This is a genomic window from Streptomyces sp. 4F14, assembly GCF_048159485.1.
Lineage (GTDB): Bacteria > Actinomycetota > Actinomycetes > Streptomycetales > Streptomycetaceae > Streptomyces.
In genome coordinates, this window is record NZ_JBLRVY010000011.1 from 207188 (window position 1) to 219628 (window position 12441).

7 protein-coding genes are annotated in these 12441 nt (G+C 66.7%); 6 read left to right on the forward strand and 1 reads right to left on the reverse strand.

The annotated features are described in order from the left end of the window. Positions 1–1065, reverse strand: coding sequence for a type IIL restriction-modification enzyme MmeI (locus ACLZOT_RS21305; RefSeq protein WP_416970570.1), 1065 nt, complete (start codon positions 1063–1065; stop codon positions 1–3). On the opposite strand from ACLZOT_RS21305, the gene ACLZOT_RS21310 reads away from it, so the two are divergent. The 6 genes from ACLZOT_RS21310 to ACLZOT_RS21335 all read left to right on the forward strand — a co-directional run bounded on the left by ACLZOT_RS21310 (position 1000) and on the right by ACLZOT_RS21335 (position 12428). Then, positions 1000–1779: a tyrosine-type recombinase/integrase gene (locus ACLZOT_RS21310; RefSeq protein WP_416970571.1), complete on the forward strand. Its 780-nt coding sequence runs from the start codon at positions 1000–1002 to the stop codon at positions 1777–1779. The genes ACLZOT_RS21305 and ACLZOT_RS21310 overlap by 66 nt on opposite strands. A gap of 353 nt (positions 1780–2132) precedes the next feature. Then, on the forward strand, positions 2133–5972 hold the full coding sequence (gene drmA, locus ACLZOT_RS21315; RefSeq protein WP_416970572.1) for a DISARM system helicase DrmA: 3840 nt from the start codon (positions 2133–2135) through the stop codon (positions 5970–5972). Then, positions 5972–7906 carry a DrmB family protein gene (drmB, locus tag ACLZOT_RS21320; RefSeq protein ID WP_416970573.1) on the forward strand — a complete coding sequence of 645 codons (1935 nt, stop codon included), beginning with the start codon at positions 5972–5974 and terminating at the stop codon, positions 7904–7906. The genes drmA and drmB overlap by 1 nt, the downstream gene beginning before the upstream one ends. A gap of 13 nt (positions 7907–7919) precedes the next feature. After that, on the forward strand, positions 7920–8690 hold the full coding sequence (gene drmC, locus ACLZOT_RS21325) for a DISARM system phospholipase D-like protein DrmC (RefSeq protein WP_416970574.1): 771 nt from the start codon (positions 7920–7922) through the stop codon (positions 8688–8690). 119 nt (positions 8691–8809) lie between these two features. Continuing rightward, complete coding sequence (locus ACLZOT_RS21330; RefSeq protein WP_416970575.1) at positions 8810–10162, forward strand: hypothetical protein; 1353 nt, start codon at positions 8810–8812, stop codon at positions 10160–10162. Between the two features lie 115 nt (positions 10163–10277). Next, positions 10278–12428 (forward strand): UvrD-helicase domain-containing protein, encoded by a 2151-nt coding sequence (locus ACLZOT_RS21335; RefSeq protein ID WP_416970576.1) that lies wholly within the window; start codon positions 10278–10280, stop codon positions 12426–12428. The last annotated feature ends 13 nt before the right edge of the window (positions 12429–12441 follow it).

Sequence of the window (12441 nt, forward strand, 5' to 3'; positions counted from 1 at the left end):
TTAGAACAATACATCCGAAATCGATGCCGGTGCTACCCTTTTTTGTGCAGATTTCTTCTGCTGATCGCTCCCCGCTTTTGTTCCTCCCTGCATCATTTCATGATTCAGGGAGAGCAGGAAATCGAGCGCTTCAACGGACCATGCCGGCGCAATAGTGTAGCGGACACCCTGTCGGGTTTCGTAAAATCCATGACTAAGATTCACGTCAGGGATTCCGTAGGTTTCAGCGACCGCTTCATCAATAGTTCGATGGATTTGACGAATGCTTTCGATGTCACCATCCTTCACGGTTGGGTCATGAATCAGATTGTAAAGCTTGGTTAGCCCTAGATGGCGCGTCTCCATAGCTAGCGAGCGACCCTTGTTGAGCTCCTCTCCGAGATTCCCCAGGCTGGAAAATTCTTCCGGGATCGGAAATGTCTCAAAGCAATCGGAAGGAGTGTATTGCAAATCAGATTTCAGTGTCGCTGAATACTTCCATGCCCATTGGATGTGAATGTTCGAGTTCAGCAAGGTCAGCCATTTGAAATCGTCGGTCGCGAACACTACGATCTTCTCGTTCAGTACCTGACCTGCGGGAACCATTGTCGCAACAGCGGTTCGGCTCACTCGCGCTACCACCAGAACACGGTCGAGCCCCTTGATTGCGCCGACCATGGCCGGTCGCTTTTCTGCATATTGCCACCAATAGTCACGATAGGTCTTGCGGTTGTTCTTGAGTCGTTCGGGCTTGACGTCTCTCTCGACGATGGCAAAAACTTCCGAGTAGCCGATTTTCTCGACATTTCGACCCAATAAGGACGAAAGTTGCGCCATATCAGGCGGGCGGCAAATTCGGAAAGAAGGCGATTCTGGACGGCTCTCGAATAAAATCAGCCAAGCTCTACTCGCCACGTTAGCTGTAGCGCCTCCCGCAGAACAAATCTCTGTATGACACTCGACAGGTTCATCGAGGCGCAGCGTGCAGACGGATATTCGGTCAGCACCATCGGGGCTCGTGTGCGATGCATCAAGGCCATCGCTCGCTTCGCCGACGTAGCCGTCGAGCTGCTGAAGGTCGATCACGTCATCGCCTACTTCGCCACACGCCCATTGCGTCCGTGGTCGCGTAGAACCTACCTAAACCACCTCCAGGCATTCGGGAAATGGCTCGGGGTCGATCTGATAGCAGGAATACGCAAACCTGCTATTCCGCGATCTACGCCGCATCCGCTACCGGAGGAAGACCTCACTCGGATCATGAGCTGCACACAAGGTGTGCCCAAGGCGTGGGTGCTGCTGGGGGCCTTCTGCGGGCTTCGTGCGCACGAAACAGCCAAGCTCGCCCGCGGCGACATTTCTGTCCTCGATGATGGCACAGCAATTCTCCGCGTTACAGGCAAGGGCGGACGCACGGACACCATCCCTGTACCGCCGGTCGTTATGAAGGCACTCGATATGACAGGAAACGGCAAATTCTGGGAAGGCACACGTCCCGAATCAGTCTCCCGCACTGTCGCCGGAGTCGCGGCCAAGATCGGCATCCGCATGCGGTACCACCAGCTGAGACACCGATACGGAACGATGGTTTACCGCTCGTCCGGCAGAGATCTGCTCATGACTCAGCGCTTGATGCGCCACGCCTCTCCAGCGACCACAGCCGGGTACGCGGCCATCGGGGACGATCGTGTTCACGTGGTCGTACATGGCCTTCCAGGAGCTGACCCAGGCGCATCACGGCCCAAGGGGCGGAAGGCAACGAAGCAGTGCCTGTCGTGCCGACAGGAAGCACGAGCCTGAGCATCCCACCTGGCCGCAATACGAGAAGCCTTTCCAGCCGTCACTGGGGAACGAGAACGCTATCCCGTACCTTTGGGGCAAGCCACTCGATCGTCTGCTCCCGCTCACGCCGTACCGCTCGATGCGCTCACGAACCCAACCACTGATCACTTGTCCCCTAGTCTGAGTTCCTCAACTCTCAGCGGAGTGTGCTGGGGTGTAGGTGAAAGAGCGCGGTCGTCTCTGAGTGGCTCGGGCACTGCGTGCGTAGCGCGTCGTACTGGGCTGCCTTCTCTGCCGTGACCCCTCTCTGTCAGTGGGCCGCTCTATCGTTGTTCGCGGTTGCCGATCCGCACCCAGGGAGGGATACGCGCATGCCGTCGTCACCACAGAACGCCTCCGTTCCGGAGCCGGGCGTTCCCCACCCCGTGGACGAAGTCCCGCAGACCTTCCAGTCTGGGACTTCGTACGACGTCCGGGAGGAGCTCGGCAAGCTGATTTCACGGGATCTGCTGGGGCCGTGGGGCGACGAGACCGAGGCGCTGGCGCCGCACAGCGCGGGGCCCCGTGACCGGTACCTCGTCGGGCTTCTCGGGCCCCGGCCCGCGCCGACCGACGCTCCCGTGAAGGTCGCGGCGGGGCAGGCGGAGACCGAGGTCAGCGCTGAGGGGGACGGGCGGGACCCGGAGCTCGCAGAGCGGCTCACCCCGCAGGCCGCCGGACGGCTGTGGGCGTCGTCCATGGGGCTGAGCTTCCTGGTGCCAGCTGATGTGGGCATGCTCAGTGTCGTCGCCTCTTGGGGCCGGTACCAGCAGAGCGACAGCAAGACCGACGACGGCAAACCGGTGCGAGCGTGGTCGCGGGAGCCCGTCCGGTACGAGGTGGACATTCCCGTCGACTCGCCGGGCACCGTCCACAAGGTTCTGGAAGGCGTCGACGACAGCGACCCCGACCTTCCCTGCATCCGACTGAGCGTCCACGTACGGGAGCGCCCCGGCACCGTCGACGGCGCGGACAACCTGCGCTTCGTCGACGTATCGCTGATCAACGCGCTGGAGGAGTCCCGTGAACTACGGGACGGACAGTGGCTGTTCCAGACGAAGTTGGAAGTCACCTCCTTCGACGGGCAGTCCAGCGTCTTCCTGCCGATCGACGACCCGTTGTCCGACGAGCCCGGCCACATCCTGGAGAACCCCGAGGAACAGCATCTGCGGCTGCTGTACCGGCAGGAGTTGAAGCACGCGCACGGACGGAACGTCGCCGTGCACGCGCGTGTCATGCCGAAGGGGCGGCGTGCGGTCAAGTTGGAGACGACCTGGCTGCCGGCGAAGGACGTACCGGCCACGGTCGCGCCGAACACGGCGCGTCAGCCGTTGCTCGCCGGTCTTGAGGTGAGTATGGACAAGCTCGCCGAACTGGCCGTATGGGAGCGGCGCGACGAGCTGTTGAAGGCCCTGCAGCCGCTGGCCGACGGCTACGACGGCTGGTTGCAACAGCAGGCCGCCAAGGCGGAGTCGCTGTCAGGCGAACTGCGGACCACCGCGCTACGGGCGGTCGACGAGGCCCGCGACGCGTGCGGCCGGATCGCCCTCGGTATCGAGCTGCTGCACACCGACCGCGACGCGCTACGCGCGTTCCGTTTCGCCAACCGGGCCATGGCCATGCAGCGTCGGGCCACGGCGACGGCCGCACTGCGAGCCGAGGGCGGTGAGAAGCCGCCCACGTACGCGGCGGCCTACGCCGAGGTCGACGGACGCGGTGCGGTGGCCGCAAGCTGGTACCCCTTCCAGCTGGCGTTCGTGCTCCTCAACCTGTGCTCCCTGACCGACCCCGCGCACAAGGAGCGCAGGGCGGACAGCACCGCCACGGTTGACCTCCTGTTCTTCCCGACCGGTGGCGGCAAGACGGAGGCGTATCTCGGTCTCACGGCCTACACGTTCGCCATCCGGCGGCTGCAGAAGGTCGTCGCGGAGGGCGAGGACGCCCGCGAGGGACGGGACGGCGTCGCCGTACTGATGCGTTACACGCTGAGGTTGCTGACGGCCCAGCAGTTTCAGCGAGCATCCGCCCTGGTGTGCGCCACGGAGGTGCTCCGCAGGGAAGACGAGGAGGTTTGGGGCAGCAGGCCGTTCCGCATCGGGCTGTGGGTCGGTGCCGGTGTCTCGCCGAACTGGTACGGGGACGCGGCGCAGCAGATCGCCGAGGCCAACGAGTCCGCTTCGGGACGGCACGCGAACGTCCTCCAGGTGCTGTCCTGCCCGTGGTGCGGCGAGGAACTGCGCGCGTGGCGGGACGTGGCGCCTGATGACGTACGGCGGCGCGTCATCGTGTACTGCCCGCGCGGCGAGGACGCGGAGCCGTGTCCGTTCTCCCGGATACGAGCGCGGGGTGAGGGGCTGCCGATCCTCACGGTCGATGAGGAGATCTACCGGCTGGTGCCGAGCCTGCTGATCGCGACCGTGGACAAGCTTGCTCAGTTGCCGTGGCGTGGCTATGCGGGAATGTTGTTCGGGCGCGTGAGTGCCTACTGTGATCGGCATGGCTACCGCCACGACGACCTCGACGAGGAGATCGGATGCGGGTCCCGGCATAACGCCAAGGACCGGCACAAGGCCGTGACCAGCTGGCCTATGCCGCAGCGGCTGCGGCCCCCGGATCTCATCATCCAGGACGAGCTGCACCTGATCTCCGGGGCGTTGGGCACCACAGTGGGGCTGTTCGAGTCGGCCGTAGACCAGCTGTGCACCTGGCGGGCGAAGGATGCACACGGGCAGCTCCGGGACACCGGGCCGAAGATCGTCGCGTCGACAGCCACCACTCGCAACGCCCGTGCGCAGGTGCTGGGCGTATTCGCCCGGGACCTGGCGATCTTCCCGCCGCAGGTGGTCGACGTCGGCGACACCTTCTTTTCCCAACAGGTCGACGTCACCCGTGACAACCCCGGGCGGCGTTACTACGGCGTCTGCGCGCACGGGGTGCGTATGAAGGCTGCCGAGATCCGTGTCGCAGAGATCCTCCTGCTCGCCGGGCAGCACATGTTCGACCTCTACGGCGCTCCCGCCGATCCGTACATGACGGTGGTCGGGTACTTCAACGCGACCAAGGAACTCGCCGGTATGCGGCGGGTCCTGGACGACGACGTGCCGAGCCGGCTGCGGGCCAACGGACGCCGCCGGGGCATCGCCAACCGGCTGCTGCGCGACACCGACATGCTCAACCTCCAGGAGCTGACCTCCCGTATCTCGTCGGCGGAGATCAGCGCTACCCTCAAGCGGCTGGAGATCGGGTTCAACCCGGAGCACGACACGTCGGTGCGCAAAAAGGCGATTGTCGACGAGCTCCGGGATGCCGGGAGGGCCCGTGAGCCGCGGGTCCTGCCCGCCCCGCTGCACCGCAGGCCGGTCGACCACGTGCTGGCCACGTCGATGCTGCAGGTGGGTGTCGACGTCTCCCGCTTCGGCCTGATGGTCGTTACCGGGCAGCCGAAGAACACCGCCGAGTACATTCAGGCGTCCTCCCGTGTCGGACGTCAGGCCAAGCGGCCTGGCATCGTGATCACGCTCTACAACTGGGCGCGGCCCCGCGACCTAGCTCACTTCGAGGACTTCGAGCACTACCACGCGACGTTCTACCGGCAGGTCGAGGCGTTGTCGGTGACTCCGTTCACGCGCCGGGCGCTCGACCGGGGCACCACCGCCACGTATGTCTCCGCCGTGCGTCAGGCGTGCGACGAGTTCTCCGACAACGTGGATGCGGAGGGCGTGGACCTCGACGATCCGCGTGTGCGGGACGTCGAGCGACGACTGCTGGCGCGCGCGGAGGCCGTGGACGGGGACCGGGCGCGCGGCTACCTCGCCGAGCGCATCGACGCCCTGCGTGATGCCTGGACGGCCAAGAAGGGTGAGCAGGGCCGGCTCGGCTACCGGGGCCAGACCCGGCAGAAGCAGACGGTGCTGGGCCTGCTGTGCAACGCGGACGGCAGCGGATGGGACGTGCTCACAGTCCCTCAGTCGATGCGCGAAACGGAGAATGAGATCAACATGCTGTTGTCCGCCGACACCGTGCTGTCGGCCCCGGCCGGCACTGCTTGGGAGTTCGGACCACCCGCGGAGAACGGAGACGGCCCGGATACGGCGAGCGGCGACGGACTCGGCGAGGTGCCGGACTCGGACGGGAACGGCGACGACAACGGCACGGCCAGGGGGCGGCGGTAATGAGCGGCGGCGGATACTTCAGGCGGGTGGGGGCGGTACGGCCGAGCCACCTCATGTTCACCGGCGGCGTCGGCGCCCTCGTCGACCTGCCCAACTTCTCCGTCATGGTCAAGGGCCTCGACCACTGGAGCTACGCTGGCGTGCCCGATCCGGTGATCGAGGAACCCCGGCTCCGCGGGGCCGTCAACCGGGCCCTGCGGCGCTACGGCCCTAACCAGGTGGGCGAACTGCGTGCGGCGCCGTGGATCCCCGGCACTGACACCGACCCGAAGGGGAACGCGGCACGGATCGGCGTGCCCGTAACCCCCTTCCCGCAGTGGCTGCGCTGCACGGCTTGTAATGAGCTTGCCTCCCTGGGCTCGGGCAAGTGGGGATTCGAGAACAACAACGCCCGCCGCCCCGACGAGGCGCGCTTCTACCACGAGAACTGCTACCGGAAGAAGAAGGGCCGTAAGCCCCTGGCCGTGGCCGCCCGCTTTGCGCTCGCCTGTACCAAGGGCCACCTCGACGAGTTCCCCTACACGGAGTTCGTGCACGAGGGTCGCGCCTGCCCCGACACGACGTACCCGACGCTGCGGATGCGCGACAACGGCGGCAACCTCGCGGCCAACGTCTCCCTCGAATGCCTCGTGTGCAAGAAGGCCAAACGCAACATCCGGGACGCGATGGGCGACAAGGGCCGCGAGAACCTGCCCCGCTGCCGTGGCCGGCACCCTCAGTTCGACGGCGTCTACGACACCTGTGACGAGACGCCGTATCTGCTGGTCGTGGGCGCGTCTAACCAGTGGTTCCCCGTGACGCTCAGCGCACTGGCACTGCCCGATACCGGCGCCGACTCGCTGCGCAAGCTCGTCGAGGAACGTTGGCCGGACCTGGAGGACTTCGAGGACGAGGCGGAGATCGCCATGTTCGCCAAGAAGTCGAAGCACCACCGCTACCTTCGAGATTACGAGCCCGCACAGGTCTGGCAGGCCATCTCCGCCTACCGCTCGGCCCTGTCGGGTGATGCGGGCGAGACCGAGCAGCCGCCGGGCCCTCCGGACCTGCTGACCCCCGAGTGGCAGGTGTTGTCCGCGGCGAAGACCGCCGACCCGACCGAGGACTTCGCGCTCGTGGACGCCTCGCTCAGTGGGCCGCTGTCCACCGTCTTCTCCCAGGTGCGGCAGGTGGAGCGGCTACGCGAGGTGCGGGCCCTCATCGGCTTCACTCGGCTGGACGCCCCCGATCCCGAGGACCCCGGCCTGGTCACCCGCGTCGACCTGGGGCGGCGCGAACGCGACTGGGTGCCAGCCAGTGAGGTGCGTGGCGAGGGGCTGTTTCTGAGGGTGGACGATCACCTGATCGAGCAGTGGGAGCAGCGGGTCGCGTCGAGCGACGCTCTCGCCGCACACGCCGCGGCTTTCGGCCGGTTCCGTGAGCACCGCAGGTCGGAACGGATCCAGGACGGCTCCGACCTGATGCAAGGCTGGCCAGGCAGTCGCTACATCGCCCTTCACACGCTCTCCCATCTGCTCATCCGCACCATCGCGATGGAGTGCGGCTACAACTCGGCGAGTCTGGCCGAGCGGATCTATAGCGGCGACGCCGAGGAACGGCGGACCGGCATCCTCATCTACACGGCCGTCCCGGACTCGGAGGGCACGCTCGGCGGGCTGGTCTCCCTCGCCGATCAGGACCCGAGCACCGGGGAGAACCGGCTGGCAAGGATCGTACGGACGGCGCTGTACAAAGCGGGGCGGTGCTCCTCGGACCCGCTGTGCGGCGAGCGTCTTCCCAAGGCGCCGGAGGACTTCCTGCACGGTGCCGCCTGCCACTCCTGTCTGTTCGTGTCCGAGACGACGTGCGAGCGCGGCAACCGGTTCCTGGACCGGCGGTTCATCACTCACCTGGCAGGCGACCCGAAAACGCTGGCCCTTATCCCGGACTTCGGGTGAGCGGATCGACCCGGTGAGCCGCAGACGCTTCGAGGCGGCGGCAGCGATGGCCGCCGCCTCGCTCGGGCCCACACGGACTAAGGCGCTGGCCACGCTCCTCTCTCAGGGCCGCTCGCCCGCGTACATCCTCGGCAGGCTCCAGACGCCGGCCGCGCTGGAAGCCGTATCGGCGCTGCTGGCGTCGATGACGGAGGACGGCGTTCCTTCGGCGGAGACTGCGGCGTATCTGCGGGGTTACGCGGCGGCCTGGACCCGGCGGCGCGAGGACACCGAGGCCCGAGCGGTGTGGAGCGGCCCTTCCACGCCTGGGACACCCGGCCGCGCCACCGCCCAGGTGCTGACGGAGGTGGTCGGCGCCGCTGAGCACCGGCTCGTCGCCGTGACTTACTCGGCTCGTGCGTACGCACCGCTGACCGCAGCGCTGTCCGAGGCCGTGGCCCGAGGCGTCACGGTGGACATCGTTGTGGAGACGCTGGAAGGCGCGGGCGGGCTGCTCTCTGGGAACGAACCGGCCGATGCTTTCTCCCGTATACCGGGTTTGCGGCTCTGGCACTGGCCGAAGAGCCAACGCCCCACTCCTGGCAGCCGATTGCACGCGAAACTGGCGGTGGCAGACGACCGGATCCTCTTCCTCTCCAGCGCCAACCTCACGGCGGCCGGCGCCGAGCGCAACATCGAGGCGGGCGTCCTGCTGAATGGCGGTCCCATGCCGGGGCGAATGGCGGACCACATACGGGAGTTGCAGCGTCGAGGGGTTCTCGCTCGGTGGCCAGGAGCTTCATGAGGTCCCTCCACCGTCGAATCATCGCCATTCACATGACCGGTTCACAGCCACTGTGCCCTGACAGCCGGAACCTGACCAACAATTGAACCTCCAGTTTCACGAAATGCAGGAGGTCACGGATGGTCGCCATCGCTCTGGTGCACAGCACCGCGCTGATGACGGAGCGGCTCCCTGAGAAACCTCCGGCATGGCTGACCCGCGGTGAGCGAACCTTCGCGTACCCGTACAAGGACTGGAGGAAGCCGCGTGTGTGGTGTCTCGCCTTCTTCACTGACCGTCACGCCCGCTATGAGCAGCGCAGGATCATCGGGGTGGGCGGCGTCTTCCCGGGCAGGCGGTCGGGTACCTACGAACGCGCTCTGCTCGCCCGCGACTTCACCGCACTCCAGGTTCCGCTGCCGCTCGTCGACCTTGAGGGCGCCATGGGGGCCAGCCGCCGATTCCTCAAGGACGACGGTCGTTTGTCTCCCGCGGCAGGAGACAACCTGCTCGCCGCCATCCGGCATCTGCGGCCGGAACTGAACGAGACGCTGGATGGCCTGGAGAACAGCCTGGGGGCCAATCCTCCGACAGGTCGGGAGGGAGAACAGCGGAGCTTTGAGAAGGACGCGGTGGGCACCGTCATGGAGACATTCGGCGCGGACCGCGATCAGCTCGAAGCGTGGCAGCAGCCGCTCGGCGGCGACGATCCCCGCTCCCGGTCCGTCCCCTTCATCGAAGGGATGCCCGCCCTCCGGCAGATCGAGGACCAGCAGATCGTCCACGACTACCTGCGCTTCCCTGGCATGGAGGGCGAGGACGCCGTGCAGGTCGGCTGGCGGATCTACCGTCGTAACTCTGAATCCCGCCATCGGTTGTTCGTGTACAACGCCAACCGCACGAACGCCGAGACCGTCATGGGCGTCGACATGATCTACGTGAACGAGCACGCCCGCAGCGTGGCCATGGTCCAGTACAAGCGGATGCGTCAGAGCGGGCCCAGCTGGGTGTATTGGCACGACGCTACCGGCGAGCGGGAGTTGAAGCGGATGGAGATCGTCGACGAGGAGTGCAAGGCCGAGGACCGGTGGGCTCGGAGCAGCCAGGAGGGGCCGACGGCGCTCGGGGATCCACGCCTGGTACCCACGCCCAGCATGGTCAAACTGTGCCGAACTACTCCCTTCATGATGAACTCCGCCGCCCTCATCCCCGGCATGTATCTGACGCGGGAGCACTTTCAGGACCTGCTCCAACGCCCGGAGGCCGACGGGCCGTCCGGCGGGACACGCATCGTCGAGGAGTCGGTTCCCCGGTACCTCAACAACACCACCTTCACCACGCTGCTCAGGGACGGATGGATCGGCACGCGCGGCACAGGCTGGGACTACGTCATCGACCTGATACGCGAGAGCCTGTCCGCCAGCGGGCCGGGCTCCGTCGTTGTGGGGATGCACCGGAGCGAGGTTCCGCCCGGCAACCGCCGAGTTAACTGACCCATGCCGCAGGCGGACGGAGATCGAGGCGATCCGGCTGCCCTGGCACGTACGGACCGGTCTCGCGAATCGGAGCCGGTCAGTAAGGTGATCGTAGTCTTCTGGAGGGGCACGGATGGCGACGCTGGGGATGCACCGGGACTTCCTGCTGGAGTTCGCGGCGTTGGAGAAACCCGTCCAGAAGCGGGTCTTCGAGGTGTTCGAGAAGTTCGCTGCAGCCACGCACACCGGGCTGCACCTGGAGAAGCTGACTCACCAGAAGGATCCACGGCTGCGGACCATCCGCATCACCGGCTTCTGGCGTGGCGTCGTCCTCAAGGGCGAGTCGGGCGACAGCTACCTGCTGCTCAAGGTGCTTCCCCATGACAAGGCCAACGACTGGGCCGCCAAGCACCGCGCGTCGGTGAACGAGGCGACGCAAGGCATCGAGATACGCAACGACGTGGCCCTGGAACGGGCCACGGCCGGGCTGCGTGCGCTGGCCGCCGAGGAACCGACCCGTCTGTTCCCCGCCTCCGACTACCCGGACAAGGTGCTGCGCAGTCTCGGTGTGGACGAGGAGATTCTGCCGATCATCCGGCTGATCCCGGACGAGGATCATCTGGAGGCACTGCACAAGGTGCTGCCGGAGCATCAGTACGACGTACTGCTGGGGCTCGCGACCGGCATGAAGCCCGAGGCGATCGACCGGGAACTGGTGCAGGCGTACGCCCGGACCGCCGCGCGGACCCCTGCGGCCGACGACGGTGACGAGCTGGGCACCGCGATGGCCCGTTCCCGTGGCCGGGTCGCGCTCGTGTCGGGCCCCGTCGAGCTGCAGGGAATCCTGGAGCGGCCGTTCGACGCCTGGCGGGTCTTCCTGCACCCCAGCCAGTACCGAGTGGCGTACCACGAGGGCTACGCCGGGCCGGCCCGCGTCACCGGCGGGCCGGGCACGGGGAAGACGGTGGTCGCCCTGCACCGGGCGTACCACCTGGCCCGGCAACTACCCGAGGGCGCCCCCGACGGGTGCGTTCTGCTCACCACTTTCACCAGGGATCTCGCGGCCGAACTGGAGCGCTGTCTGACGCTGCTGGTCGAGGAAGAGGAAGTCCGGGCGAGGATCCGGGTGGTCAACGTCGACGCCCTGGCCAACGAGATCGTGCGGGCGGAGCGCGGAGGGGCCCCGCTGAAACTGGTCTTCGACCAGAAGGAGATCACCGCCCGCTGGACGAGCATCGCGCAGCGGCTGGGGATCGACTTCACGGACGTCTTCCTCGACCAGGAGTGGCGTCAGATCGTCCTCGCCCAGGCCCTGACCGAACCGGAGGAGTACCTGAAGGCGCCGCGCACCGGCCGCGGCACCGCGCTCCCACCGCTGAAACGCCTTCAGGTGTGGCGGGCCGTCTCCGCTTTCGAGGAGCAGTTGCGCCAGGCGGGCGAGTGGACGTTCCTTCAGGTGTGTGCGGAGGCGGCACGTGTCCTGGACGGCCGGGAACAGCGGCCGTACCACCATGTTGTGATCGACGAGGCGCAAGACCTGCACCCCGCGCAGTGGCGGTTCCTGCGGGCCCTAGTTGCTCCCGGTCAGGACGATCTGTTTCTCGCCGGGGACACCTACCAGCGGATCTACGGGAACCGGGTGTCGCTGCGCTCGCTCGGCATCCAGGTCGTCGGCCGCTCGCACCGACTCCGAATCAACTACCGCACCACACAGGAGATCCTGGCCTGGTCGGCCTCGCTGCTGACCGGTGAGGAGCCGGACGACATGGACGGCGGGAGCGAGACGCTGGCGGGATACCGCTCCACCATGCACGGTGAGCGGCCGGAGACGGCCGGGTTTGCCACCAAAGCCGAGGAGATCGAGGCACTGGTGGCCCGAGTGCGGGACTGGACCGGCGCAGGGGTGCGGGCGGAGGACATCGGGGTGGCCGTGCGCTTCGTCCAACTGGGGCGGGACATCGCCCAGGCCCTGGAGCAGGCTGGCCTCGCCGCGTGCGTGCTCGGCGCCGGGCATGGTGGCCCCGGTGTCCGGATCGGCACCATGCACCGGATGAAGGGGCTGGAGTTCCGCTGCGTCGCCGTGGCCGGAGCGAACGACGGCACCGTGCCGATGAGGTCGGCCGTCACCGCGGTCGAGGTCGACGCCCAGCAGCACCAGGAGGACCTGAACGGCGAGCTGAACCTGCTGTTCGTGGCCTGCACGCGGGCGCGCGAGGCGCTGCGGGTGTCCTGGCACGGGGCGCCGAGTCCATTCCTGGCGCCGGTCGTCAACCCGCGCCCGTGATGTCCATGGGCTC

Bases quoted from the DNA above. Each gene is read 5' to 3' on its own strand.
- drmB (WP_416970573.1), top strand. From the start codon at position 5,972: ATGAGCGGCGGCGGATACTTCAGGCGGGTGGGGGCGGTACGGCCGAGC.
- ACLZOT_RS21330 (WP_416970575.1), top strand. From the start codon at position 8,810: ATGGTCGCCATCGCTCTGGTGCACAGCACCGCGCTGATGACGGAGCGG.
- ACLZOT_RS21335 (WP_416970576.1), top strand. From the start codon at position 10,278: ATGGCGACGCTGGGGATGCACCGGGACTTCCTGCTGGAGTTCGCGGCG.
- drmA (WP_416970572.1), top strand. From the start codon at position 2,133: ATGCCGTCGTCACCACAGAACGCCTCCGTTCCGGAGCCGGGCGTTCCC.